Source organism: Pseudaquidulcibacter saccharophilus (assembly GCF_019455445.1).
Lineage (GTDB): Bacteria > Pseudomonadota > Alphaproteobacteria > Caulobacterales > Aquidulcibacteraceae > Pseudaquidulcibacter > Pseudaquidulcibacter saccharophilus.
On sequence record NZ_JAHWUS010000002.1, the window covers coordinates 103,997 to 129,612 of the forward strand.

Below are 25,616 nucleotides of genomic sequence, written 5' to 3' on the forward strand. Positions count from 1 at the left end.
TTTATATGATTTGCTGATTGCATTTTTATTAGTGCAGTCCTATCTATGCTCTGTGCTATTTTGTCGCATCTAAAATTAGAAAAGGAATCTGAAAATGGCTTTTGAACTTCCCGCTTTACCTTATGCTGATGATGCTCTTGAACCTCATTATTCTGCAAATACCTTCAGCTATCACCATAAAAAACACCACAATACCTATGTTGTGAACCTTAACAATCTTATCAAAGATACTGAATTTGAAGGTAAAACTTTGGTTGAGATTATTTTGGCGTCTGCTGGTAAAAACCCTGGTGTTTTCAATAACTCTGCACAGGTTTGGAACCATACATTCTTCTGGAACTCTATGTCACCAAATGGCGGCGGCGCACCAACTGGCGCAATTGCTGATAAAATCGCGGCTGATTTTGGTTCATATGATAACTTTGTTACTGAATTCAAAAATGCTGGCGCAACCCAATTTGGTTCTGGCTGGGCGTGGTTGGTTCTTGGAACTGATGGCAAGCTAAAAGTAACCAAAACCCCAAATGCTGAAACCCCGCTTACTGCTGGTGAAAAACCAATCATTACTTGTGACGTTTGGGAACACGCTTATTACCTTGATTACCAAAACCTTCGTCCAAAATTCCTAGAAGTTTTCCTTGAAAAACTTGTAAATTGGGAATTTGCGAATGAAATGCTTGCTGGCAAAGAATTCAGCGGTGATAAATAACATTTAATATGTAATTACATATATTCATGTTAAAAAGGGGTTCGTTAGACCCCCTTTTTTATTGGTTGTTTATGACAAATAATTATACAAAAATCGCCCAAGTTACTTTTGTTTTTTGGGTTTTGAAAATCATTGCAACCACATTGGGTGAGACCTTAGGTGACTTTATTTCAATGTCGCTAAACCTTGGTTACCTAACCGGAATTATGATTACATTTTCTGCATTATTCGTGATTTTATTGATGCAAATTCGTGCCGATAAATATTATTCATGGCTTTTCTGGCTTGCCATAATTGGAACCACAACCGCAGGGACAGAAATTTCCGATTTTATGGATAGAAGTTTGCACCTTGGTTATATCGGTGGGTCAATTTTATTATCGACATTATTATTAATTGCCTTATTTATATGGCATCGTATCGAAGGGAATGTTTCGGTAAATGCAATAAGTAACAAACGTACGGAAATCTTTTTTTGGTGTGCCGTACTAATTTCCAATAGTTTGGGAACCGCATTTGGCGATTATCTTGTTGATGATTTGGGGCTTTCTTATATAGCGGGAGCCATGGCAACATCTGCAATAATTGTGGTTGTTCTTGCATTGCACTATTTTACGAAAATCAATGAAACAATTTTGTTTTGGGTGGCGTTCATTTTTACAAGACCGTTTGGCGCAACTTTTGGCGATTTTCTAACCAAGCCATTAGAAAGCGGTGGGCTTAACCTTCCGCGTGATTATGCGTCAATCGCGGCGGTTATGCTTTTTATCCTGATTTTGTATTTTTCCGAAAATTATAAAAAACGTGCTGTAAGGTAATTGCAATAATAGTTTCCATATCAATCTATATGTGATATTTGGCGCGGCAATTTTTAAGCATTATTCAAAAGGGATAAAAATGGCTGACGGAAATACATTGGTATTCGAACTTGATACTGGTACAGTTAAAATCGAACTTCGCCCTGATTTGGCACCAAACCACGTTGCCCGCATCAAAGAACTTGTAAACGAAGGTTTTTATGACGGCATTATCTTCCACCGCGTAATTGATGGCTTTATGGCCCAAGGTGGTTGCCCGAATGGTACTGGTATGGGTGGTTCTAAAAAGCCTGACCTTAAAGCAGAATTCAACGCAGAACCACATGTTCGTGGTGTATGCTCTATGGCGCGTACAAACTATCCGCACTCTGCAAATAGCCAATTCTTCATCTGCCTTGATGATGCGACATTCCTTGATCGCCAATACACTGTTTGGGGTGTGGTTAAAGAAGGTATGGATGCAGTTGACGCACTTCCAAAAGGTGAGCCACCACGCAACCCTGGTAAAATTATCAAAGCAACTATCGAGTAATGCTTTTATCTGATTTCGATTTTGAATTAGATGACGAATTAATCGCGCTTCGCCCGGCGGCAAAGCGCGATTTTTCGCGTTTGCTTTATGTGGACCCTAATCAGAATGAAATAAAAGATTATATTTTTCATGACTTGCCATCATTGCTTCGGGCAGGGGATGTTTTGGTTTTTAATAATTCCAAAACCATTCGCGCCCAATTGGACGGCATACGCCACGCGCGTGACGAAAATTCCAAAGACGTGGCAATCAATGTCAATCTTCATAAAAACACTGCCCCAGATGTTTGGCGGGCTTTTTGTAAGCCGGCAAAAAGATTGCATCAGGGGGATAGAATTGTTTTTTCGCCCGAACTTTCTGCAATTGTTTTGGAAAAAGACGATGGCGGTGACATTGCGTTGCAGTTTTCAAAAGCGGGTGATGAATTATTGCACGCGATTGATGGTATTGGTCACATGCCTTTGCCGCCCTATATCGGCCTAAAACGCGCGGTCGATGAAAAAGATGAAAGTGATTACCAAACTACCTATGCGGCAATCGAGGGGTCGGTTGCTACCCCAACCGCTGGTTTGCACTTTACCACAGAAATTTTGGATGAATTGCGCAATATAGGGGTTGAAACCCATTTTTTAACGCTTCACGTTGGTGCGGGAACCTTTTTGCCCGTTAAGTCAGAAAATATTTCCGAACATAAAATGCATTCAGAATATTTTGAAATTTCTGAAGAAACCGCAAATGCACTTAATAAAGCCAAGGGAGAGGGGCGGCGCGTGATTTGTGTTGGCACAACCTCTTTACGCTCAATTGAAAGTGCGCTTGACGAAAGTGGTCATGTAACTGCGGTAAAAAAAGAAACCGATATATTTTTGCACCCCGGCAAACAAGTTCGTTTTGTTGATGCCTTGATTTCCAACTTCCACTTGCCAAAATCGACACTTTTGATGTTAATGTCGGCATTCGCAGGGATTGATGAGGTAAAGGCCGCATACCAACATGCCATTAAAAATAAATACCGCTTTTTCTCTTATGGTGATGCGGGTTTATGGATTAAGAAGGTTATATAAGTGTTTGAATTTAAAATAAATGCTACACAAGGCAGAGCACGTACCGGAATATTAAAAACCCCGCGCGGTGATATTCGTACCCCTGCATTCATGCCGGTTGGCACTGCGGCAACTGTAAAGGCATTAACTGTGCCACAAGTTAAGGCGACTGGTGCGGATATAATCCTCGCGAATACTTATCACCTTATGCTTAGACCAGGTGGTGAGCGGCTAAAACGTCTTGGCGGTGTGCATGAATTTATGCGTTGGGACAAGCCTTTGTTGACTGATTCTGGTGGTTTTCAGGTTTGGTCATTATCTAGTTTGCGCACAATCACCGAAGAGGGTGTGACTTTTGCAAGCCATATCGATGGTTCGCGCCACAAACTTACGCCCGAATCATGCATGGATATTCAAGCGGATCAGATTGGCTCTGATATTATTATGCAGCTTGATGAATGCACAAAGTTTGGTTCAACGCACAAAGAAGCCCAAGATTCGATGGAATTATCACTTCGGTGGGGGCAAAGGTGCAAGAATCATTTTGGTGACCGCGAAACCCAAAACCTTTTCGGTATTGTACAAGGTTCGGTTTTCCCTGGCTTACGCGAACGCTCAGCGAAATCGTTGGTTGATATGGGCTTTGATGGCTTTGCTATCGGCGGTCTTGCGGTCGGGGAAGGGCATGAAACCATGTGTGAAGTTATCGACTTTACTGTGCCACACCTTCCAAATGCACGCCCACGCTATTTAATGGGCGTTGGCAAACCGATTGATATTTTAGAATCAGTCGCGCGCGGCGTTGATATGTTTGATTGTGTTTTACCAACCCGTGCTGGTCGCCACGGTCAGGCTTGGACATGGGATGGACCAATCAACATAAAAAATGCCAAATTTATCGAAGATTTATCGCCACTTGATTCTGCTGTGAATTGTGAAGCTAGCCAAAATTATTCCAAGGCTTATTTAAACCACCTCTTTAAATGCGGTGAGATATTGGGGCAAACTTTACTAAGCTGGCACAATATCGCGTTTTATCAGGATATGATGCAAAAGATTCGCGCGGCAATTGCCGGCGGCTATTTTGACGAATTCGCAAATGAATTACGGGCAAAGTGGAAATAATTATTTATTGCCCACGGCATTTCTTTGCTTCGGCAAGGCCATTTAGATAGCCACGGCGAATCTTACCCATTTCATACGCCTTATTTAGCTTTTTATCACGCTTTTCAGCGCCAGTTAGCTTGCGAACAATGCCGCGTGCCGGAATAATTCCCGTTGCCGCAGAATTTATTGCGTCATTCGTAGCTTCTACAGCTAAATCAGAGCTTTGCTCGGACAGGGTCTTTTTATCTTCGCGTGCCTTCATGATGGGGTCGGGACCAAGTGCCTTATCAAGCTCTGACAATTGGTAATTAATCCAATCGCAATCAACAACTTCGGGCGTCGCATACGGGTCCGTAATCTGTGCAAGCGTCGGTGGAATATCGGTTTTGATAAGGTTTAAATCCTTAAATGGCTGCGAAATAATCTTACCAGCAGCGTTTTTTGTACCATCTTCAGCATTCTTGGAAGATGCACAAGACGTCAATCCCAAGGTAGCCAGTGTCAAAGAGGAAATAATAAGACCGCATTTAAAATACCTATTCATAAACACACCTCATAAAATTAGTCCCTCGAAAACAGATAATATAAAAATGATATTATATAGAAAATACAATTACAACCAAGTCATGCTATAATTAAGGCTAATTTAATTTAAACAGCGCTGTAACATGCTGTAAAAACAGGGTGTATCTGCAATTAAGTGTAAAAAGCTGCTTAAAATGTGAGAATAAGTGCGCATAAGAGATTGACGTTTTGTCTTAAATCGCTAAACCGCACACCTCAATTGTTGAACGACAATTTTGATGGGCCGGTAGCTCAGCGGTAGAGCACCCGACTTTTAATCGAGTGGTCGTGGGTTCGATCCCCACCCGGCCCACCATTCACAAAAAGCCACTCCTTCGGGAGTGGCTTTTTTGTTTTCATATTCCCACCTTCGTCGCTTTGCTCCTCACTCAGGAATTTGTGGAATAAAGACAATAAAAATTGAAAAGCGTGGTTTCCAATTTTTATTGACATAAATTTTTGTATTTTTTGGCTCGGGGTGAACGACATGATTTACATCGAATTAAAAATACTTTCATCTTTTGCCGAATTTACAACATAATCAAATAATATTAGGTTTGAAAGATTCTGTTTTCGGGGAAATGTAATGTTAAGAAAAGGTCGGTGTTCAAATAATGTTGATAAATGTTCTTTGGCTGCAAGCGGTAAATTATTGCCATATGCGGGCATCGGCAGCATTTGTCCTGAATGTGGCGCGCCATTGGCGTTGGTGGCATCTGATGATGCCACAGACACAACACGCGAAGCAGAAACTGTAATGCCTGGTCAGCGCCGTAGGGCGGCGCCACAGCCTGTTTATGAAGAAGAGCCATCACGTGGGTTGGAAATTGCCAAAATCGCGGCGATTGTCGTTATTATTGCCGGTGGTGTGTTCCTTGGCCTTCGCATGATGGATAATCACAACAAGGGTAATCAGGAAACTGTTGCAAGTAATGAAACTGTGGCACCAAGCAATGATTATCAGGTTGAAGATTTTGCCGAACCGCAGATGTTAAAAACATTGGCCAGCACACCTGCTTACGATACACCAGCAGAAGGTAAAGCAATCGCCACAATTGGCGAAGGTGTTGCCGTTGATGTAACTGGGCAAACCACATACAATGGTAAAAATTATTACCGTGTTTCAATCCCATATAAACAAGGTATGATTGGCTATGTTGCCGCAGAGCAGCTTGTACCAGTTAATCAGGACGGCTCATTAATCGGTCAGCCACAGATTGAGGATGCAACGCCACCAGCACCTGTTATTTCAGATGTAACTGAACAAGCACCGGCAATTCTGTATGTAAATTCGGATAAAGCTAATATTCGTGAAGGTGTCGGGCCAACTGCTAAGAAAATTGCTGAGGCATTAAAGGGTGATACTTTAACCGCATCCGCAACCCGAACTCTTGATGGAAAATTATGGTATCGTGTTACATTGCCAAGTGGCGGTGAGGGGTGGGTATCTGCGACTTTATTATCATCGCAAAAGCCATCAATGGAGCCGGTTAAAACAAGTGGTCTGAAAACTTATGAAACTGGTGATGCAAGCAAAGTCACAATCAATAGCGGAAGCAATGTCGTAATAAGTTCTGAATCGGCAAATCTTCGAAATGATTCTAATGCGTCATCTGCTGATAATATTGTCTCAAAGCTTGATAAAGGAACCGTTCTAAAGGTTAGTGACGTAAAAGTTGTTGACGGAACCACATGGCTTCACGTGCAGTCAAAGGCACTTGGGGTTGATGGTTGGGTTTCAAAAGCAACTGTCAAACCTTTGAACTAATGGCTAAAGCAGCTTGCGAATAATTTTTCGAGCGGTATAGAAATTATAGCGCGGTAATACTTGCCTTGGGATATATCTATGCAGCCTAATGATGACGATGATTATTCAGTTTCAAAAAGGTCTCGTCCTGTGAAAAAGAAAGCACTTTCCGGTGCAACATTTTTTATATTTGCGCTTGCAGGTATTGTTGCTGTGGGCGTGGGCGGTTACTTTGCCCTCGATTATATGAGCAAGTATAATGGTGGCAGCCAATTAAAAGAACCAACCCTTAATTCTTATAAAACGCTTGATAAAGTTGAATTAAGGGCGCAGCCATCAATGGGGGCAAAAATCATTGCAACCTTAAAAGAAGAAACGATTTTATCGGGAAAATCTGCTGGAAAAGTAGATAGTGTTGAATGGTTAGAAGTAACTGCGGCTGATGGCTCACACGGCTTTTTACCTGCAAACAGTGTTGCGCAAATCGACACTAATGTAGATTTGTCACAAGTTAAGAATGAAACTGTTGGTATATTAACAACAACTGCGGTGAACATTCGCGCCATTCCGTCATTAACTGGTCAGGTCATCGGAACAATTGATGGTGGAACCAGAATTACGGCCACTGGAACCATTATCTCGCAGGGGGAGCAATGGTATAGGCTTGATTTTGGTAAAGATGGCAAAGGTTTTATTATGGGGCGCTTTACAGCCCCTGATGAAGATAAAGAAGCCTTGAAAAATGCCACTGGTGCAGGGGTTGGTGTTGTTGGCATCGTAAATTCAATTACCAACCTTCAGGCAACGCCTTTTTCAGAGTCACGCATAATGCAACCATTGCTTATGAATGATGTTGTTTCGGTAATCGGACAAACAAAATCAGATGATTGGTGGTATATTGTTCGCCTAAGTGATGGAACACAAGGTTTCGTCCCAAGAAATGCAATCACAATACCGGCAACACAAAATAAATGGATGTATTCAGATGGAACCGAAGCGCCGGGGCCAAATATTCCAAAGGCAGTTAATGATACTGGCACAACGACAACTACGCAATCAACGCCAGAGGCTGTTAATATGAATAATGGTGCAGAGCCGCCGATTGCAAATGCGCCGCCCAAGGATAAAACCGAACAAAAACCAATTGGTGCAGAACCGCCTAAATAGAAATAAAAAAGCGCCTAAAAAATTAGGCGCTTTTTTATTAGTCTAAACGTTTGTCGGCTTGTTTTTATCGGTTTGTTCTAGGACCACCAGCAGCCGATGGAAGGTTTGGATCTTGTCCAGGCAATTGAACTGGCGCACGACCAACCGAGCCAAAGATTTGCTCTAGGAAAGTTATTTCACGACCACGGGTTGGGGTCTTATGCTTGTCATAATCAATTACGCGACCATCAGCCAATGTATATTGGCGGACTTGTGAAACTGTATCGGCATCATCAAAGCTAATGGCAGTGATATGACGCTCGGTAGTTTTTGGTTTTAAAAATGCTTCTTGGCTTTGGGTTGATGAAATATAGTACCAGACTTGGTCATCGAACGTACCAGTTTGCGAAGGGTTGCCATATTTACTAAGCAAGCTAGTTTTGCTATCAGAGCCGACATTGGCGCTAACCAAGCTTTCGTCATAAGTAACAAAACCATGTTTACTGATGATTGGGCTGCATGCGCCAAGAGCAAAACAACAAATCAAACTGGCAAAAAGGGTGGTTCTCATCTATTTATCCTAAAATTTGCACCAACGAGCCTGCAAATGACTAGCTTTGTTAAGAGTTTGGTTCAAGTTAAAAGCGCATCAAACATACAGGTAAAAATGTTTTCTTTTTTCAAAAATCAGAAATTAATCGACGAAGCAAGTGACACTTTGTTAATAGAGTTGAATAAATATGCCCGCAATCCCAAGTTTTTTGGGGATGAAAAAGTGTCCGATGACCCTGATGGTCGTTTTGAAATGGTGGCATTGTTTGCAACGCCTTTTTTTATGGCGCTTTCGGGTCGTGATGAGTTTTCATCACGTGTTTCGCAAAAATTGTTTGATAAAATTTTTAAAAGCTTTGATGATGCGATGCGGCTTTTGGGAGTTGGTGATTTGGCGGTGGGAAAGCGTATAAAGGCACTTTCTGAAAGCTTTTATGGTCGTCAAAAATCGTACAAAGAAGCGATCGAGTCAGGTGATAAGGTTTTATTTGAAAACAAAATTGCATTGAATGTTTTTTCAAAAACTGTGTCTGATAATAAAATTGAAAAAATTCTGTGCGAAGAGGTTGGGGCGCTATATGAACGTCTTAAACAACTGCCAACTGCGGAAATTTTGGCAAATTGTAAAAAATAATATATATCGCAAGAAAATAATCTGAAGTTTCTGCTTTGGGGGCAGGGCTATATTTTGAGGATTTTAGATTTTAATGGAAATATCCAATTCCGGTGAGAATGCAAAAATCTCACAGAATGTCGTTACATTATCTATTGATGTTATGGGTGGCGATTATGCCCCAGACGAAATTATAAAAGGCATAAATCTATTTGCTAAAACAAATGGTGATGTGCATTTTTTACTTCATGGCATTGAGAATGAAATAAATAAACGCCTTGCTGCTGCGCCAGATATAAAGAATTATACAATTATCCATTCTGACGAAGTGGTTGGCATGGATGCCAAACCATCACAGGCAATGCGTCGTAAAAACACCTCTATGTGGGGGGCAATTGAAAGCGTGAAGAAAAACGTGGCTCATGCGGCGGTTTCGGCGGGTAACACTGGCGCATTAATGGCGATTTCAAACCTGCAATTACGTACGCTAAAAGGGGTTCACCGCCCGGCAATTACGGCATCTTGGCCCAATCCAAATGGTGGACGCTCTGTTGTTCTGGATGTTGGTGCAAATGTTGACAGTGATCCAGACCAATTAGTTGAATTTGCAATCATGGGCGAGGCATTCGCCAAAGCAATTTACGACATCAAAGAACCTTCTATCGGGCTATTAAATGTTGGAACCGAAGATCAAAAAGGCCATGAAGAAGTTCGTGAGGCGATGCGCCTTTTGCGTGAACATGGTGAAACCCTTGGGCTAAATGTTTATGGCTTTGTTGAAGGTAATGATATTTCAATGGGAACAACCGACGTTGTTGTTACCGATGGTTTTACCGGCAATATTGCACTTAAATCAGCGGAAGGCGCGGCGAAATTCATCGCAAAATTATTGAAAGATTCATTAAAGGCCGACCCATTATCAATGCTTGGCGCTGTTATCGCCAGCAATGGTTTCAATAGATTAAAGAAAATTATGGATCCGGCAAATTTTAATGGTGGCGTATTCCTTGGGCTTAATGGTTTGGTTGTTAAGTCGCATGGTGGAACCAACGCAAAGGGCTTTGCCAACGCGCTTGAGGTGGCATTAAAGCTTGCAAAATCGGATTATAATAAGTTCATTGCCAATAATCTTGAACGCCTTGAACGAGTTCGTAGCGAGGTCAAAGAGCCTGCTATGGCTGATAAATAATTTTGCATTTGCGATTTATATGTTTAAAGCAATGACCTATTAATTTACTCATGTGAATAGTATGTGTGCACGATACGGGGTTTAATATGCCAATAGTTTCAGTAGTTTCATCATTATGTGCGGTTACGCCAGAACGAGCTGTGGGTAACGATGAACTTGCGCGTATGGTTGATACTTCTGATGAATGGATTTCAGCGCGTACTGGTATCAAATCCCGTTATGTTGCTTCACCACTTGAAACCACATCTGTTTTGGGGGCGCAGGCGGCAAAATTGGCAATTGAAGAAGCGGGTCTAAAGCCCGAAGATATTGATCTTATTGTCTGTGCAACTTCAACCCCCGATAAGACGTTTCCGTCAACGGCGACATTGATTCAAGCAAAGTTGGGCTGCAAAGTTGCGACTGCATTTGATGTTCAGGCTGTTTGCTCTGGCTTTGTTTATGGGATTGGCATTGTTGATGCCTTGGTTAAATCTGGTCAGGCAAAAAATGCGATTCTAATTGGCGCGGATACTTTCTCACGCATAATGGATTGGTCAGACCGGGCAACCTGTGTGCTTTTTGGCGATGGGGCAGGTGCTGCTGTTATTCAAGGTGTTGATGCCAATGAGGCAAAAGGCAAGGGCATTCTTGCAAGTGTTCTAAATGCCGATGGTAAATATGCCGATATTTTGAATGTTGACGGCGGCGCATCTTCTAATGCGCGCGTTGGTAAATTGCGTATGGAAGGGCAGGCGGTTTTCAAACATGCTGTAACCAATATTTCTAGCGCGATTGAAGAATGTTGTGAAAAAGCTGGTCGTCCGGTTTCAGACATTGATTGGTTTGTTCCGCATCAGGCAAATAAACGAATCCTTGATGGCGTTGCAAAGCGTTTGGGTATCCCTGAAGAAAAAGTTGTAGTTACCGTTGATGTTCATGGTAATACTTCTGCGGCATCGGTTCCATTGGCATATGATTTTGCCAAAAAAGACGGGCGCATCAAAAAAGGTGATTTGGTTCTATTCGAAGCCATGGGCGGCGGCCTTACTTGGGGTGCAGCATTAGTGCAGTTATAAGTAGAAATGTAATAAAACTGGGTATTAGGTTTCTCGCATCTGCAATAATTTACACTTTTTAACATATAATCTAAAATTTTCTCTTTACGATACTGAATTTGTTGGATTAATATATCCATGATTATTATTGTATGTAAGAAATAGGGGGAATTATGGCTGAGACACTAACTAGAGCACATTTAATTGATGTTATTGGGCGTGAATTGGGACTTTCCCGTACTGATGGAGCACAATTATTAGAATCAATGCTCGAACATATCGTTCTCACACTTGAAAGCGGTAAAATTGTTAAACTTGCAAGATTCGGAAACTTTGCGATTCGTGATAAGGCACCACGGGTTGGTCGTAACCCTAAAACCGGTGTTGAGGCAAATATCTGTGCACGTCGTGTTGTTACTTTCAAACCTTCGCAAATGCTTAGGGCGCGCGTAGAAAGAGGATAAATTGTCAGATTATGGCGGTGCGAACCTTAAGGCCCCAGAGGCTTTTCGTACGATTTCAGAAGCAAGCGATGAAATCGGTGTGGCACCGCATGTTCTGCGATTTTGGGAAGGTAAATTTCCGCTTTTAAAACCGCTAAAGCGTGGTGGGGGCCGGCGATTCTACCGGGTTCAGGATATGGCGCTATTGCGTGGCCTAAAGATTCTTCTTCAAGATGAAGGTTATACGATAAAAGGCGTTCAGAAATTGATTCGTGATAATGGTATTCAATTTATCCGTGAACGTGGCATAGGCATCAGTATAGCTGAAGAAAACTATGCTCCTGAGGTTGCCGAAACGCACGCCACGCCTTCTACACCTGAAACCAAAAAATCCCCTCCACCTAGCTTTAGCAACAGCAATAAGGCAATGGGGCTACGGCTGCGGCAAACCCTAATTAAATTAGAGGCCGCACGACGACATTTGGACAAGGTTTTGCCACCACAATGACCGATAACATTACCATCCGTGAAGCGAACGCTAATGATATTGCGCGCATCGAGTATTTAGTAGAGACCACATATCGTGGCGAAGACTCTAAAAAGGGTTGGACTACTGAATTTAACCTTCTTGCCGGTACCCGTTTGCAAAAGGGGGAAATTGCGGCGGCGCTTGCCGATAAAGCCAATCAATTTTTCGTTGCCGAGCGTGACAATATTGTCGTTGGGGTTATTTGCGTTAACAAAAATGGTGACTGGATAGAATTTGGTAAATTTTCGGTGGATCCTGAAATGCAAGGTTTGGGAATCGGCAAGATGTTGATTGCCAAAGTCGAAGACTTTGTAAGAAATATATGGGGCGCCGATAAATTAAAGCTAAGCGTGATTTCAATCCGCAAAGAATTGGTCGATTTTTACGCGCGTTATGGCTTTAAAGATACTGGCCAAAGAATAGATTTTATAAAAATCCATCCCTATGTTGAACTAAAAGACGGGGTTTCCGATTTTGAAGTTATTATTATGGAAAAATCTGTATAGGTTTTACCATTGTGAGGAATGTTTAATCAAAAAATCCAGGCGCTTCTAATTATGCCAATTGCACTTGCGCGCAATAAGTCTTTTTATTAATTCACAATTTATTCGGAGTATAGCGCAGCCTGGTAGCGCACTTGTCTGGGGGACAAGGGGTCGTGGGTTCGAATCCCGCTACTCCGACCATTGGCAATAAATCCATCAAAATTTTCACTTGTTATAAAATGCGTCTGTCGCTAATAAGCGGACAACGGGGACGATTTTGACCAAACATATTCTTGATAAACCGGCGTATAATTCACTTATTACACATCATAAAATTAGGGCGCAGGGTGATAAATTTGCAATTGCCATGCTACCAGAATTTGGTCCGTTCGCAGGTGTAAGCGAATATACAAAAGCGGCATTTGATGCACTTTATGAACTTGAAATTGGCGATGATGGTTTTTGGCTTTTAGATACTTTTCCAATTGAGCCGTTGGGTGGTTTTGAAATTGTGGCGCGCGCGCATTGCCACCAAATGATTCTTGATAACCTCCCGCCTGAGGTTGATGAAACCGGTGTGGTTACACTTGGTAAAAGTGATCTTGCAGAGATGTATGAATTGGCAAAACTATGCAATCCTGGCCCATTTGCCACAAACACTGGTGAAATTGGTGAGTTTATCGGAATGTTTGATGAAAATCGTTTAATTGCCATGATGGGTGAGCGGTTTAGAATGCCTGAATTCACAGAAATGACCGCACTTTCAACCCATCCTGATTATCGTGGGCGCGGGATGGGGGCAAAATTATTTGCCATTACGGCAAGACGCATTTTAAAGCGTGGTGATACCCCATTCCTTCATGTTTATTCGGAAAACGAAAAGGGAATAAAGCTATATGAAAAACTTGGCTTTAAATTCCGAAGCGATATTCACGTTACAATTATAAAAAAGAAGTGATTGCCAATTGCTTGCAATTGCGGGCAATAAAAAACGCAGGTGCTGAGACCTGCGTTGATTAAATCCTTCGGTAAGGAAAAGTGGCTCCCCGAGCAGGGCTCGAACCTGCGACCCAGCGATTAACAGTCGCTTGCTCTACCGACTGAGCTATCGAGGAACACTGTGGGCGGGTGTTTAAGCAAGTTATAAAAACTTAGCAAGACCCAATTGCAGACAAATTACACTAAATCGACAAAAACGCAATAAATATAGGTGATTAGAGCTGAATTTTAGTCTGTAATTGCAATGGATAGGTGAAAAATTCAAAAACCAGAACCAGAAATCACAAAAAAGAAAAGCGAGGAATAAAATTCCTCGCCTGAAAGTGTTGGGTATGGTGGGGTGTCTAAAGAGAAGACACTAATTCTTTTTAGCGATTCATGGTTAACAACGGGTTAACGGAATTATTAAAATTTATAATTTTGTAATAAATTGAATTAATAAGGTTTTTTACTGCCCTGAAAGCATGTGTCCAGATTAATGCGTAAATAATGCCGAATTTGTTGGCTAATGAAGTTAAAAAATAGAATCAAAATCTCGCATGCGCTATTGTATGCGTTTAGTATTATTGGCGTGTGGATTGGATATTTTTTGGAGGCCTCGCCCAGAATCGAACTGGGGTTCACGGATTTGCAATCCGCTGCGTAACCACTCCGCCACGAGGCCATATGCTAAATAACGGCATTTGAATAAAGCCGCTTTTGAGTTCGCGCTATCTATCAGCAGAAATAGACTTAAACAATTAAAAAAAGCGTAAAAAAATAAAATTTATGCAGCGCAAGCGATATTTAAAGCATTTACACGTTGCAAGTTTTTTTACAAAGTGAGATATGCGGTTACCAATTGTAATCAAAATACTAAGGGATAATGAATCGTGAGCGTTGATTTTAAAGTTGCCCGTAAGAATATGCTTGAAAGCCAGGTTCGTACCAATGATGTAAGCGACAAAAAGCTGATTGAAGCTATTTTGAAAACCCCGCGTGAGGAGTTTACAAATGGCGACAAAAACTTTGCCTATGCGGAAATTGAACTTCCGACTGCATCTGGTCGCAATATTATGAAGGCGCGTGACTTTTCTAAGCTTGCGCAGGCGGCCGGCGTTACTGAAGGCGCCGAAGTTTTGGTTATTGGCGGCGCGTCACTATATTCTGCGGCAATCTTTGCCGAAATTGGCGCAAAAGTTACTGTTATCGATACTGTTGATTGCGCATTTGATGGTGTCACAACCGTCAAAGGTGACATTGCGACATTAAAAGAAGTTTCTGACAAGAAATTTGATGTTGTTTTTGTTGACGGTGCCGTTGAGACTATACCAACTGAATGGTTCGCTGCTGTTAAAGATGGCGGAAACCTTGCATTATTCAAATATGAAAATGGTCGCTCTTCTGGGCTTTTGTATGTGATTTCTGGAAATACACATTCATATCGTTCTTTGTTCGAGGCAAATGTTTCAAAGTTGTCTGAACTTAATGCCAAAAAAGAATTTGTATTTTAATCTGTTGACCAATACCGTTTTATTTTAACAGAAAATTATCTATATTTACCAAATGATAAGTTTCTGGACGTTATTAGTGAAATCAGTTTATTCTATAAGCCGTTTTATTGATTCGGGGCTTAATTTTTAAGGGGGCGACATGAGCGCGGCAGAAGCACAATCAGAACCAACCATGGAAGAGATTTTGGCGTCTATTCGTCGTATTATCTCTGAAGATGATGCCCCAAAGGCTGCTGCGGAAGAATCTCCTGATGAGGTTCTGGACTTGCAGCAGGCTGCTGAACCAGTCTTTGAACCAGCGCCGGAACCAGTTGCTGAAACTGTTTCGCCTGACTTTGACTTTGACGCATTGCCAATGGATGACGATTTCGCAGAGGTTGCTGTTGAAGAGCCTGTGGTCGCATTTGACGAGCCGGATGAAATCATCGCCGTTGATCGTGAGCCAGAATTCGAACCAGAACCTATGGTCGAATTTGATGCATTTCCTGAACCAGAGCCAGAACCTATTCCACAGCCTGTTATGGAAGATAGCGCACCGCCGCCAATTTTCATGTCGGAACCCGTTCAAGCTCCTGCGCCACAGCCACAGGCTTCTTATCAGCCTAAAGTTATCCCGCCGCATCTTGAGGAAACAATTGGCTTGATTGGTGCGGATGCCGCAAATGCAGCGTCAGAAGCATTTGCAAAATTGGGTCCTGCGATGCCTGGTCATTTTGCATCTGGTCCATCAGTTGAAGAATTGGTTGCTTATTTGCTTAAACCAATGCTTAAAGATTGGCTTGATAAAAACCTTCCACGTATTGTTGAAGAACGCGTCGAGGCCGAGCTTGCAAGGATTGCGCGCCGCGGTTTTTAGGCGGGGATAGGGTAGATTGACATTTGGTCTATCCCAGAAAATGACCCATATACTGGTAAAATCATAAAAAAACGCTGATTTTACGCAATTTATATCTTCAAAAATAAAGCCCGTGCGTATAATACGGGCTTTATTTTTTAATATTTGCGGATTGTCGCAGGGTAAACATGTTAGAACCGAATTTTTCGTCAAAATCACAAGAAGCTGAAATTTATAAGAATTGGGAAGACGCGGGCGCGTTTAAACCAGATATGGAAGGCAATAAAGCACCATATTCAATGGTCATACCGCCGCCAAACGTTACCGGCTCTTTGCACCTTGGGCACGCCCTAAACAATACTTTGCAAGATATACTTGCACGGTTTGAACGTATGCGTGGTAAATCGGTTTTATGGCAACCTGGCCTTGACCATGCCGGTATTGCAACGCAAATGGTAGTTGAACGCCAACTTGCCCAAGCCGGTGGCAATGAAAGCCGTGCTTCTTTGGGGCGTGAAAAATTTATCGAGCGGGTTTGGCAATGGAAAGCGGAATCAGGCGGCACAATTGTTTCACAGCTTAAACGTCTTGGCGCATCATGTGATTGGTCACGTGAACGTTTCACAATGGATGAAGGGCTTAGCGAAGCAGTATTAAAAGTATTTGTACAGCTTCATAAAGAAGGTCTTATTTACCGTGCCAAACGTTTGGTGAATTGGGATCCGCATTTTGAAACCGCAATTTCCGACCTTGAAGTTATCAATGAAGAAAAGGCGGGGCATTTCTGGCATTTCAAATATCCGCTTGAAAATGGCGAAACTTATGAATTCCCGATTGCTTATGATGAAGAAGGCAATCCAACCGAATACGAAACCCGCAATTATATTTCAATTGCCACCACACGTCCTGAAACCATGTTGGGCGATGGCGCGGTTGCGGTTCATCCATCTGATAAACGTTATGCGTCGATTGTTGGTAAAAAAGTTCTTTTGCCACTTGCTGATCGTTATATTCCAATCATTGCCGATGAATATCCGGATCCTGACTTTGGTTCGGGTGCGGTGAAAATTACCGGCGCGCACGATTTTAATGACTATAAGGTTGCGCAACGCCACAATTTGCCAATGTATGAATTGATGGATACCAAGGCACGCATGGCGGATGCCGATTTTATCCCTGCCAAATATCGCGGTCTTGATAGATTTGAAGCGCGCAAACAAATTGTTGCCGATATTGATGAACTTGGGCTTTTGCTTGAGGTTGAAGATAAAACTATTTCCCAACCAATTGGCGATCGTTCGGGCGTGGTAATCGAACCAATGTTGACCGACCAATGGTATGTTGACGCCAAAACCTTATCTGTTCCGGCATTAGAGGCGGTAAAAAGCGGCAACGTGACCTTTACCCCCGATAATTGGAAAGAAACCTATTTCCAATGGCTTGAAAATATCGAGCCATGGTGCATTTCACGCCAATTATGGTGGGGGCATCGTATTCCGGCTTGGTATGATGAAAATGGCAATATTTTCGTTGAATTGACCGAAGAAGAAGCACAAAAGGCAGCAGACGAAAAAAATGGCGCGCCAACCAAATTAAAGCGTGATGAAGACGTTCTCGATACATGGTTTTCATCTGGTCTTTGGCCGTTTTCAACACTTGGTTGGCCTGAAAAGACTGAATATTTGGATAAATTCTATCCAACAACTACACTCGTAACCATGTTTGATATTATCTTCTTCTGGGTTGCCAGAATGATGATGATGGGTATTCATTTTACCGGTAAAGCACCATTTAAAAACATCATTATCCACTCTCGCGTTGTCGATGAAAAGGGTAAGAAAATGTCAAAGTCAAAGGGCAATATTATTGACCCTGTGCCTTTGATTGATGAATATGGTGCGGATGCCTTGCGCTTCTGTCTCGCGATTGCTGCTGGTCCTGGTCGTGACATTCGTATGAGTGCGAAACGGGTTGAAGGTTATCGCAATTTTGGCACAAAATTATGGAATGCGGCACGCTTCTGCCAAATGAATGAATGTGTAAGCGATGCGGAATTTAATCCTGAAAATGTTACACACACATTGAATAAATGGATTGTCTCCCAAGTTGCCCGCACGGCAAAAGACATTGAACGCAACCTTGAAAGCTTTAGATTTGATGAGGCTGCGGGAACTTTATATTCCTTTATTTGGAATATTTTCTGTGATTGGTATTTGGAACTTATCAAGCCACTATTAAATGGTGAAGATGAAGAGTTAAAAGCCGAAACCCGCAAAACCGCCGCATGGGTAATTGATGAAATCTTGAAATTGCTTCATCCATTCATGCCATTCATTACCGAAGAATTGTGGGGCAAGGTTGCGGAATTTGGTCATGGTCGCGAAGACATGCTTATTAACCAAGCATGGCCAAAATATCCGTTGGCACTTATTAATGACGATGTAGAAAAAGAAATCGCATGGGTGATTGATTTGATTTCTGGCATTCGTTCATTGCGCGCCGAAACCAATATCAATGCCGGCACAAAAATCACCGCGATTTTGGTGGGTGGAACCCAAGACAGCGTTAATTTGCTTGAGAAATATCAAGACGTTATTGACCGTTTGGCACGCCTTGAATATTCGACATCTGCCAATGAAACACCAAAAGGTTCGGTGACATTTGTTCATAATGAGGCGGTGGTTGCATTGCCGCTTGCGGGCGTTTTGGATGTTGAGGCCGAAAAAGTTCGCCTTTCAAAAGAAGTTGCGCGCTGTATTGCCGAAATCAAAAAGATTGAAGGCAAATTGGGTAATGAAAACTTTGTTGCCCGCGCCCCGCAAGAAGTTGTTGATGAGCAGAAGGAACGTCTTGCTGGTTATCAAAACGAAAAAGACAAATATTCCAATGCATTATCAAAATTGGATGAGATTTAAATAAAAAATCCCCCTTTCATGAAAATTTGGAAGGGGGTTTTTTATTTTTCTATTTGCCCGAATAATTACAGAATAGATTTCTGTATAAAGCTATTTAATATGCGCTATGCGGTGTTTAAATGGGTTATGGCAAAATATTATATTATCCCTGGTTATAGCAAGAACACACCCGAACATTGGCAAAGTGTTTGGGCGAATGTCATTCCCAATGCCCAAACTATTGAACAAGACAAATGGGAAGACGTTCACAAGAATGATTGGATTGCCCGCATCGAGGAAACCCTTGCGAATGAGGATTTATCACAAGTCATCCTAATCGGTCATTCATTGGGTGTTGCCACGATTTTGCATTGGGCAAAGGAATATGGGCATTCGGTACGGGGCGCGCTTTTGGTTGCGCCAACCGATGTTGATGATTTGCCGGAACCAATTGCGGCACATGGCTTTACCCCCATGCCGCTTGAAAAATTGCCTTTCCCGTCAATCATTATTGCCAGTGAAAATGACGTTTGGATTTCATTGAAACGCGCCCAAGAATATGCCGAACTTTGGGGTTCGGAATTTGTGAATGTTGGCAAACTTGGCCATATCAATGCCGATAGCAATTTGGGCGAATGGCAAGACGGGCAGGGGGTATTAAAGCGCCTTTAAAATGCAAAATTATGCCCAAAAAAGTTTTACCCCTGCCTTACGACAGGGGTATTGTTTTTGTTTCCATCCCTTGAAAACGTGAAACCTACTAGTATTCGTGGCCCATAGCTTCTTTGATGTATTTTAATGCTTCTGAATCCTCGATAGTAGCCGGAGTATCAACATTTTCACCAGATGCAATCTTACGAATTGTCGCACGTAGGATTTTACCAGAACGAGTTTTTGGAAGCTTTTCAACAATGTGAACATCCTTGAATGCCGCAACCGGACCAATCTCTTTACGGACAAGCGCGATTAATTCGTAAACCAACACGCCGTGTTCGATATATTGACCAGATTTAAGCACAACGAATGCAAGCGGGTGTTCACCTTTAAGCGGGTCAGGAACGCCAATAACCGCGCTTTCAGCAACCGCAGCATGGGTCGCAACCACTTGTTCCATTTGACCAGTTGATAGGCGGTGACCGGCAACGTTGATGATGTCGTCAATACGGCTCATAACGTGGACGCGACCGTCTTTATCAATCATACCTGCGTCGCCGGCAGTGTAATAGCCAGGGTGGCGTTCAAGATATGATTTAACGAAGTGGTCGTGCTTTTGCCAAAGTGTCGGCAAGCAGCCCGGAGGAAGCGGAAGTTTAATCGCAATTTCGCCAATTTCATCTGGGCCAAGGTGGGTTTGATCTTCGGCGATAACATGAATGTCAAAGCCCGGAACCGGATGCCCCGCAGAGCCAGCCAAGGTTTCGGTACGCCCCAAACCAACGCAGGTCGCCATAGCCGGCCAACCGGTTTCGGTTTGCCACCAATGGTCAATAACGGGCATTTTAAGGTTATCTTCGGCCCATTTCACAGTGTCTGGGTCGGCACGTTCACCGGCAAGGTAAAGTGCGCGCAAATTGCGTGTACCTTCGTTTTTAATGAAAAGTGCATCAGGGTCATCACGGCGCACGGCGCGAATTGCGGTTGGTGCGGTAAAGAATACTTTTACGTCATAATCACGGATAACGCGCCAGAAAGTTCCGGCATTTGGCGTGCCAACTGGCTTACCTTCAAATATCACGGTGGTTGAACCGTTCAAAAGCGGTGCATAAGCGATATAAGAGTGACCAACCACCCAACCAAAGTCAGATGCCGACCAGAATACTTCACCCGGTGCAAGGTTATAAACCGCAGGCATAGACCATTTAAGTGCGGTTGCATAACCACCACTGTCACGAACCACGCCTTTTGGAATACCAGTAGTGCCAGATGTATAAAGGATATAAAGTGGATCGGTTGATTTAACCGGAACGCATGGATGTGGTGCCGCTTTTTGATAAGCACGCGCCCAGTTTACATCTGCATCAGGGTCAAGCAAATTAGAGTGAACTTCGCGTTGGAAAATTACCGCTTTTTCAACCTTATGCTCGGCGATTTGGCGCGCCGCGTCCAAAAGTGGTTTATATTCAACCAAACGACCGGGTTCGATACCAACCGATGCCGACATGATAAGTTTTGGCTTTGCGTCATCGATACGTTTTGCAAGCTCTGGTGCAGCGAACCCGCCAAACACCATAGAGTGAATTGCACCAAGACGCGCACAAGCAAGCATTGCAAACAAGGTTTCAGGAATCATTGGCATATAAATAATTACGCGGTCGCCCTTGGTAACGCCCAAATCGGCAATCATACCGGCAACGCGTGAAACCTGTTCTTGAACATCTTTATAGCTATATTTTTTGACGGTGTTGGTAACCGGGCTATCATAAATAACCGCAAGCTGATCACCACGACCAGCCTCAACATGGCGGTCAATTGCGTTATAGCATACGTTTAATTCGCCATCCGCAAACCAGCCTTCACCCTCTGTATATCCGGTGGTTGGTTTTTTATACCACGTGATTTGTTCGGCCGCCTCTAGCCAAAAAGTATCACGGTCTTCGATAGATTTACGATAGGCTTCTGTGTATAGGTCTGTCACATTATTCCCCAGTTGCAGTTGTTTAGGTAGATTTTTGGTGATTATTGTTTTTGAGGGCAACAGATTAGCAAAAACGCATAACAAAACATCATGGCAATAAGTCTAATCATACTAAAGGCTAGGGGATTGAGATTAAGGATTAAGAATTTAACTCCTTCCCTTTTAGCGAGGTTACTCGCGTTATCGAAAAAGTCTGCAACTTTTTCGCGCTCGAAAAGCGGGAAGGTGGATTTTGCGTAGCAAAAGACGGAAGGGTGGCTTCTGCTTCACCAAAACCCGCCCCATAATTCACAAAATGTAACCATTTTTTCCTATTTCCACCATTTTGTAACCTCAAATAATTTCAATAAAGTGATTATTAATCAGTTAGTTAAGTTGATTGTTGGCGCGTATTTTGTGGCTTATCGCGAAATGTTGACATTTGTTGACATCCAAAAACCCTGACATTTCCTGACATCCCAAAACCGCACCCATCAATCCAACCAAACTAACTCGCCATGAATATTAATGGCATTTATCAATGCGGGGATAGACTGGGATTAAGGATTGTCCTCTTGCGAAGCGGAAGGAGGGGGCTTTGCTTCCCCCTTGCGGGGAAGCTGTCGCGTAGCGACTGAAGGGGGTCGGCGAAGGTGCAAATACCGCAACATTAGCAAATTGTACCATTAGCAGTGCATTTAAATTAACTAAATGGACGCAAAGCTAAACCTGATACCGCCTACGAATTGCCAAACCAAACAAAAACACAAGAATAATTGAAAACAGGTTTTGTAAAAATGCGACTATGCGGTCAATGACCGATAAAAATAAATTATTATTCTCCATAAAACCTATGAAATCTAGCCATTTGGTGTCGCCTTTGAATGAACCAAGCACCATTTGCGAAGCGGAAATTACAAAGCCGTCAACAAGCGCATTCCAAGAAAACACCACATCGCCTTGATGAATTAATGTGAATGCCTGTGTCGTAAGATAGATTAGAGACGGGACAAGCCACAATAAAAACAACCATATTAACGGCTTGGTTAGTGATAACCCATTCCCAGAAAATGTATCATATAATTGTTCAAGACTAAACGATGATAAAAATCTTTTGATTATTGATTTTCTACTATTTATTTTATTGATTTGTAGTCTCGCATAATGTTCGATGTCGTAATATACCCATTCTGCTTGCTTATCATTAACCAAGTTCATTTGTTTATTTAACTCTTGCGTTCCAGATATTACGCGAGACCAGAATTCATAATTAGTAATATATTTATTATTAATATCTTCGGAATGATTATCTAATATCTTATTTGGCAATATGAAGTTTCTATGATTTCCAAGTTTTGTTTTTGTTACAAATAGTTTTTTAGATATTGTGCAATTGAAAATTATATGAGGGGGAAATACTTTATCGGTAAGTATTGATAGACCTGATGAAAATTCTGATCTAGAAATATTCCAAGCAAATAAATTTTCTGGACTGATTTTATCCAATTTAAAATCAACATTTTCTCTAAATTTTGATTCAATGATATTTATTATTGTATCTTTGCATTCTGAGTTTCTTATCAATACATCTTTTATAAATTTTGCTTTAACAATGTTTAGTTTACACAACGTGTTTGAGTGATTTGAAATACTTATTAAACTAAAATTTCCATTAATTTCACTATTACTTATTGTTAAGCTATCAAAATTACATGAACTAAAAACTAGGCTTCTAAAATTGCATTCATGTATGTTTGCTTCTCCTATAAAGTTGCAATTTATAAAACTAATATTTTCTTCAAAATTAGCTTTAAATAAAATTATATTTTCAATTGTACTATTAGAAATCCTTGATATATTTGCCTTATTAATTGATCCAAAGATAATGCACTGATTTAATGTAAAGCCATTTTTTGCTTTACTGGTTATAACGTCAAGTGTTGTTCCATCAATTGCCATGCCAGAAATATGATTGTGAAATGTTTCAAATGGAGAGGCAAATTGGCGTAAGTTTGAAGTTTCTTTTTCCGTAGAAATACCATTTTCCCATTTTAATGGTGCTTGTAATATGTGCCATAATTCACCATCAGGGTCTTTTATCAAATAGCCGTCATTAAGCATCATATCTTCTAATGGAGCAAGAATTTGATACCCTTTTCTTTCTTCATATTGTGCCTTCAAAATAGGTTTCATATTATTGTCTTTGGAATTCCATTTATACTTATCCCAATTAAGTTCTTTTAATTCAGTCAACGATTCCCCCACCAACAAAAAAAGCCACTCAATCATGAGTGGCTTTTGTATGATTGTTATTGCATGGTTGCAATAGAAATTATTCTGGTAAAACGACCCGCAAGTTCAACTCACGCAATTGTTTGTTGGTTGCTTCGTTTGGTGCTTGCATCATCAAATCTTGCGCGTTTTGGTTCATTGGGAACATGGTTACTTCACGGATGTTTGGTGTATCCGCCAAAAGCATAACCATACGATCAACGCCCGGTGCAAGACCGCCGTGTGGTGGTGCGCCGTAACGGAATGCGTTTAACATACCGCCGAATTTATCTTCAACCACGCTTGCGTCATAGCCCGCGATTTCAAATGCCTTAAGCATGATTTCAGGGCGGTGGTTACGAATTGCACCCGAAGAAAGTTCCACACCATTACATACGATGTCATATTGATAGGCATCAATAGTAAGTGGGTCTTTGGTCAATAATGCTTCCATGCCGCCTTGTGGCATAGAGAATGGGTTGTGCGAGAAGTCGATTTTCTTTTCGTCTTCATTGTATTCAAACATTGGGAAATCAACAATCCAGCAGAAGCGGTAAACATTCTTCTCACAGATTTCGAGTTCTTCACCAATTCTATTACGTGCTTGGCCCGCAAGTTTTGCAGCCTTATCTTCTGTGTCGGCCGCAAAGAATACCGCGTCACCTTCGTCAACGCCCGCAATTTCTTTAAGGCGTGCAATGGCTTCTGGGGCAAAGAATTTTGCGATTGGCCCTTTGGCTTCGCCATCTTTAAAGGTGATATAGCCAAGACCCGCCGCCTGCATATCTTTGCGCGCCCATTCATTCAATTTATCAAAGAATGAACGTGGTTTGTCGGCTGCTTTAGGGGCAGGGATGGCGCGAACCACACCGCCTTTGTCGATAACGCCTTTGAATGCGCCAAAGGTCACGTCTTCACGGGTGAATACTTCGGTAACGTCAGAAATAATCAATGGGTTACGAAGGTCAGGCTTATCAGAGCCGTATTTCAACATTGCATCGCGGTATTTGATGCGAGTGAATGGTGCGGAATCCGCTTCCCATGTCGAAAACTCGCTAAATACGCCAGAAAGAACCGGTTCGATTGCCGCGAATACGTCGTCTTGGGTCACAAAGCTCATCTCGATATCGAGCTGATAGAATTCACCAGGTGAACGGTCGGCGCGTGCATCTTCATCACGGAAACAAGGCGCGATTTGGAAATAACGGTCAAAACCTGCAACCATGATTAATTGTTTAAACTGCTGCGGTGCTTGTGGAAGCGCATAGAATTTACCCGGATGAAGGCGTGATGGAACCAAAAAGTCACGCGCACCTTCTGGTGAAGAAGCAGTCAAGATAGGGGTTTGGAATTCAAAGAAGCCCGCATCATTCATTCTGCGGCGAAGTGATGAAATCACATTTGAACGCAACATAATGTTTTTGTGCAAAGTTTCGCGGCGCAAATCAAGGAAGCGGTAACGCAGGCGAACATCTTCTGGATAGTCCAACTCACCGAATACAGGAACAGGAAGATCTTGGGTAACTTCTGAAAGCACCTCAATGCCTTCAACGCGCAATTCAATTGCGCCGGTTGCCAAATCAGAATTTTCTGTGCCCGGTTCACGTTTGATAACCTCACCCTCAATGGCGACAACAGATTCGGCGCGAAGGTGGGTTAATTTATCAAAATTTGGATTGGTTGGGCCGCAAACCACCTGTGTAATGCCGTAATGGTCGCGCAAATCGATGAATGCAACACCGCCATGATCACGGCGACGGTGAATCCAACCTGCTATTTTAACTTTTTTACCAACGTCAGTTTCGCGTAACTGACCACAAGTGTGTGTGCGATATGTCATGATAAACCTTTTGAAATTTGCCGCTTTATTAGCAGATTTTGCTTTTGTATCAAAAACAATTTCAGTATTCACGGGAATTAACTGCTTTTGGCTTGCCTAAATTGGGCTTAACACCTTACATATTAACAACAAATGAGTCATAGAGAGAAAAAATCG

At 42.1% G+C, this 25,616-nt stretch carries 23 protein-coding genes and 4 tRNA genes; 20 read left to right on the forward strand and 7 right to left on the reverse strand.

Annotated elements, in window-relative coordinates:
• Positions 1-94 precede the first annotated feature (94 nt).
• The 5 genes from KXV15_RS06180 to tgt all read left to right on the forward strand — a co-directional run bounded on the left by KXV15_RS06180 (position 95) and on the right by tgt (position 4,227).
• Positions 95-709: a superoxide dismutase gene (locus KXV15_RS06180; protein WP_240007307.1), complete on the forward strand. Its 615-nt coding sequence runs from the start codon at positions 95-97 to the stop codon at positions 707-709.
• A 71-nt stretch (positions 710-780) separates the two neighbouring features.
• Positions 781-1,527: a COG4705 family protein gene (locus tag KXV15_RS06185; RefSeq protein WP_240007308.1), complete on the forward strand. Its 747-nt coding sequence runs from the start codon at positions 781-783 to the stop codon at positions 1,525-1,527.
• A gap of 79 nt (positions 1,528-1,606) precedes the next feature.
• Complete coding sequence (locus KXV15_RS06190) at positions 1,607-2,059, forward strand: peptidylprolyl isomerase (RefSeq protein WP_240007309.1); 453 nt, start codon at positions 1,607-1,609, stop codon at positions 2,057-2,059.
• Positions 2,059-3,123 (forward strand): tRNA preQ1(34) S-adenosylmethionine ribosyltransferase-isomerase QueA, encoded by a 1,065-nt coding sequence (queA, locus tag KXV15_RS06195; protein ID WP_240007310.1) that lies wholly within the window; start codon positions 2,059-2,061, stop codon positions 3,121-3,123. Before KXV15_RS06190 ends, queA begins: the two co-directional genes overlap by 1 nt.
• A complete protein-coding gene (tgt, locus tag KXV15_RS06200) occupies positions 3,124-4,227 on the forward strand; it encodes a tRNA guanosine(34) transglycosylase Tgt (protein ID WP_240007311.1) in 1,104 nt (367 codons plus the stop codon). It abuts the gene before it with no gap.
• A 4-nt stretch (positions 4,228-4,231) separates the two neighbouring features.
• Here the strand turns inward: tgt and KXV15_RS06205 are convergent, their stop codons facing one another.
• Entirely contained in the window at positions 4,232-4,753 is a 522-nt protein-coding gene (locus KXV15_RS06205) for a hypothetical protein (protein WP_240007312.1), read from the reverse strand.
• A gap of 261 nt (positions 4,754-5,014) precedes the next feature.
• Here KXV15_RS06205 and KXV15_RS06210 point away from each other — a divergent pair.
• The 3 genes from KXV15_RS06210 to KXV15_RS06220 all read left to right on the forward strand — a co-directional run bounded on the left by KXV15_RS06210 (position 5,015) and on the right by KXV15_RS06220 (position 7,687).
• A tRNA-Lys gene (locus KXV15_RS06210) sits at positions 5,015-5,089 on the forward strand.
• 270 nt (positions 5,090-5,359) lie between these two features.
• Positions 5,360-6,541 carry an SH3 domain-containing protein gene (locus tag KXV15_RS06215; protein WP_240007313.1) on the forward strand — a complete coding sequence of 394 codons (1,182 nt, stop codon included), beginning with the start codon at positions 5,360-5,362 and terminating at the stop codon, positions 6,539-6,541.
• 78 nt (positions 6,542-6,619) lie between these two features.
• On the forward strand, positions 6,620-7,687 hold the full coding sequence (locus KXV15_RS06220; RefSeq protein ID WP_240007314.1) for an SH3 domain-containing protein: 1,068 nt from the start codon (positions 6,620-6,622) through the stop codon (positions 7,685-7,687).
• A 64-nt stretch (positions 7,688-7,751) separates the two neighbouring features.
• Here KXV15_RS06220 and KXV15_RS06225 read toward each other — a convergent pair whose 3' ends face one another.
• Complete coding sequence (locus KXV15_RS06225) at positions 7,752-8,237, reverse strand: outer membrane protein assembly factor BamE (protein WP_240007315.1); 486 nt, start codon at positions 8,235-8,237, stop codon at positions 7,752-7,754.
• A gap of 36 nt (positions 8,238-8,273) precedes the next feature.
• Between KXV15_RS06225 and KXV15_RS06230 the strand changes: the two genes are divergently transcribed.
• The 8 genes from KXV15_RS06230 (at position 8,274) to KXV15_RS06265 (ending at position 13,472) form a co-directional block, all read left to right on the forward strand.
• Positions 8,274-8,852, forward strand: a complete 579-nt coding sequence (locus KXV15_RS06230) for a ubiquinol-cytochrome C chaperone family protein (protein ID WP_240007316.1) — start codon at positions 8,274-8,276, stop codon at positions 8,850-8,852.
• 73 nt (positions 8,853-8,925) lie between these two features.
• Positions 8,926-10,020, forward strand: a complete 1,095-nt coding sequence (plsX, locus tag KXV15_RS06235) for a phosphate acyltransferase PlsX (protein WP_240007317.1) — start codon at positions 8,926-8,928, stop codon at positions 10,018-10,020.
• Between the two features lie 86 nt (positions 10,021-10,106).
• Positions 10,107-11,078 carry a beta-ketoacyl-ACP synthase III gene (locus tag KXV15_RS06240; protein ID WP_240007318.1) on the forward strand — a complete coding sequence of 324 codons (972 nt, stop codon included), beginning with the start codon at positions 10,107-10,109 and terminating at the stop codon, positions 11,076-11,078.
• A gap of 152 nt (positions 11,079-11,230) precedes the next feature.
• Complete coding sequence (locus tag KXV15_RS06245; RefSeq protein ID WP_240007319.1) at positions 11,231-11,521, forward strand: integration host factor subunit alpha; 291 nt, start codon at positions 11,231-11,233, stop codon at positions 11,519-11,521.
• A gap of 1 nt (position 11,522) precedes the next feature.
• Positions 11,523-12,008: a MerR family transcriptional regulator gene (locus KXV15_RS06250; protein ID WP_240007320.1), complete on the forward strand. Its 486-nt coding sequence runs from the start codon at positions 11,523-11,525 to the stop codon at positions 12,006-12,008.
• On the forward strand, positions 12,005-12,535 hold the full coding sequence (locus tag KXV15_RS06255; RefSeq protein WP_240007321.1) for a GNAT family N-acetyltransferase: 531 nt from the start codon (positions 12,005-12,007) through the stop codon (positions 12,533-12,535). Before KXV15_RS06250 ends, KXV15_RS06255 begins: the two co-directional genes overlap by 4 nt.
• Before the next feature lie 103 nt (positions 12,536-12,638).
• Positions 12,639-12,715: transfer RNA gene (locus KXV15_RS06260), tRNA-Pro, on the forward strand.
• A 76-nt stretch (positions 12,716-12,791) separates the two neighbouring features.
• Entirely contained in the window at positions 12,792-13,472 is a 681-nt protein-coding gene (locus KXV15_RS06265; RefSeq protein WP_240007322.1) for a GNAT family N-acetyltransferase, read from the forward strand.
• Positions 13,473-13,553: 81 nt separating this feature from the next.
• On the opposite strand, the gene KXV15_RS06270 is transcribed toward KXV15_RS06265, so the two are convergent.
• Together KXV15_RS06270 and KXV15_RS06275 are read right to left on the reverse strand one after the other, a co-directional pair.
• Positions 13,554-13,629: transfer RNA gene (locus KXV15_RS06270), tRNA-Asn, on the reverse strand.
• A gap of 474 nt (positions 13,630-14,103) precedes the next feature.
• Positions 14,104-14,177: transfer RNA gene (locus KXV15_RS06275), tRNA-Cys, on the reverse strand.
• Between the two features lie 208 nt (positions 14,178-14,385).
• Here KXV15_RS06275 and KXV15_RS06280 point away from each other — a divergent pair.
• The 4 genes from KXV15_RS06280 (at position 14,386) to KXV15_RS06295 (ending at position 19,407) form a co-directional block, all read left to right on the forward strand.
• Complete coding sequence (locus KXV15_RS06280) at positions 14,386-15,006, forward strand: protein-L-isoaspartate O-methyltransferase family protein (RefSeq protein ID WP_240007323.1); 621 nt, start codon at positions 14,386-14,388, stop codon at positions 15,004-15,006.
• 139 nt (positions 15,007-15,145) lie between these two features.
• Positions 15,146-15,862 carry a DUF2497 domain-containing protein gene (locus tag KXV15_RS06285; RefSeq protein ID WP_240007324.1) on the forward strand — a complete coding sequence of 239 codons (717 nt, stop codon included), beginning with the start codon at positions 15,146-15,148 and terminating at the stop codon, positions 15,860-15,862.
• Positions 15,863-16,029: 167 nt separating this feature from the next.
• On the forward strand, positions 16,030-18,756 hold the full coding sequence (locus KXV15_RS06290) for a valine--tRNA ligase (RefSeq protein ID WP_240007325.1): 2,727 nt from the start codon (positions 16,030-16,032) through the stop codon (positions 18,754-18,756).
• Between the two features lie 126 nt (positions 18,757-18,882).
• A complete protein-coding gene (locus KXV15_RS06295) occupies positions 18,883-19,407 on the forward strand; it encodes an RBBP9/YdeN family alpha/beta hydrolase (RefSeq protein WP_240007326.1) in 525 nt (174 codons plus the stop codon).
• An 88-nt stretch (positions 19,408-19,495) separates the two neighbouring features.
• Here the strand turns inward: KXV15_RS06295 and KXV15_RS06300 are convergent, their stop codons facing one another.
• The 3 genes from KXV15_RS06300 to aspS form a co-directional block, all read right to left on the reverse strand.
• Positions 19,496-21,370, reverse strand: a complete 1,875-nt coding sequence (locus tag KXV15_RS06300) for an AMP-binding protein (RefSeq protein ID WP_240007327.1) — start codon at positions 21,368-21,370, stop codon at positions 19,496-19,498.
• Between the two features lie 702 nt (positions 21,371-22,072).
• Positions 22,073-23,602: a pentapeptide repeat-containing protein gene (locus tag KXV15_RS06305; RefSeq protein ID WP_240007328.1), complete on the reverse strand. Its 1,530-nt coding sequence runs from the start codon at positions 23,600-23,602 to the stop codon at positions 22,073-22,075.
• Positions 23,603-23,681: 79 nt separating this feature from the next.
• Complete coding sequence (gene aspS, locus KXV15_RS06310) at positions 23,682-25,463, reverse strand: aspartate--tRNA ligase (RefSeq protein ID WP_240007757.1); 1,782 nt, start codon at positions 25,461-25,463, stop codon at positions 23,682-23,684.
• Between the last annotated feature and the right edge of the window lie 153 nt (positions 25,464-25,616).

Excerpts from the sequence above, each read along its gene's own strand:
- KXV15_RS06255 (WP_240007321.1), top strand. The coding sequence starts at position 12,005 with ATGACCGATAACATTACCATCCGTGAAGCGAACGCTAATGATATTGCG.
- KXV15_RS06205 (WP_240007312.1), bottom strand. The coding sequence starts at position 4,753 with ATGAATAGGTATTTTAAATGCGGTCTTATTATTTCCTCTTTGACACTG.
- KXV15_RS06190 (WP_240007309.1), top strand. The coding sequence starts at position 1,607 with ATGGCTGACGGAAATACATTGGTATTCGAACTTGATACTGGTACAGTT.
- KXV15_RS06180 (WP_240007307.1), top strand. The coding sequence starts at position 95 with ATGGCTTTTGAACTTCCCGCTTTACCTTATGCTGATGATGCTCTTGAA.
- KXV15_RS06185 (WP_240007308.1), top strand. The coding sequence starts at position 781 with ATGACAAATAATTATACAAAAATCGCCCAAGTTACTTTTGTTTTTTGG.
- KXV15_RS06215 (WP_240007313.1), top strand. The coding sequence starts at position 5,360 with ATGTTAAGAAAAGGTCGGTGTTCAAATAATGTTGATAAATGTTCTTTG.
- KXV15_RS06245 (WP_240007319.1), top strand. The coding sequence starts at position 11,231 with ATGGCTGAGACACTAACTAGAGCACATTTAATTGATGTTATTGGGCGT.
- KXV15_RS06240 (WP_240007318.1), top strand. The coding sequence starts at position 10,107 with ATGCCAATAGTTTCAGTAGTTTCATCATTATGTGCGGTTACGCCAGAA.
- KXV15_RS06230 (WP_240007316.1), top strand. The coding sequence starts at position 8,274 with ATGACTAGCTTTGTTAAGAGTTTGGTTCAAGTTAAAAGCGCATCAAAC.
- KXV15_RS06220 (WP_240007314.1), top strand. The coding sequence starts at position 6,620 with ATGCAGCCTAATGATGACGATGATTATTCAGTTTCAAAAAGGTCTCGT.
- KXV15_RS06295 (WP_240007326.1), top strand. The coding sequence starts at position 18,883 with ATGGCAAAATATTATATTATCCCTGGTTATAGCAAGAACACACCCGAA.
- KXV15_RS06225 (WP_240007315.1), bottom strand. The coding sequence starts at position 8,237 with ATGAGAACCACCCTTTTTGCCAGTTTGATTTGTTGTTTTGCTCTTGGC.
- queA (WP_240007310.1), top strand. The coding sequence starts at position 2,059 with ATGCTTTTATCTGATTTCGATTTTGAATTAGATGACGAATTAATCGCG.
- KXV15_RS06285 (WP_240007324.1), top strand. The coding sequence starts at position 15,146 with ATGAGCGCGGCAGAAGCACAATCAGAACCAACCATGGAAGAGATTTTG.
- plsX (WP_240007317.1), top strand. The coding sequence starts at position 8,926 with ATGGAAATATCCAATTCCGGTGAGAATGCAAAAATCTCACAGAATGTC.
- KXV15_RS06290 (WP_240007325.1), top strand. The coding sequence starts at position 16,030 with ATGTTAGAACCGAATTTTTCGTCAAAATCACAAGAAGCTGAAATTTAT.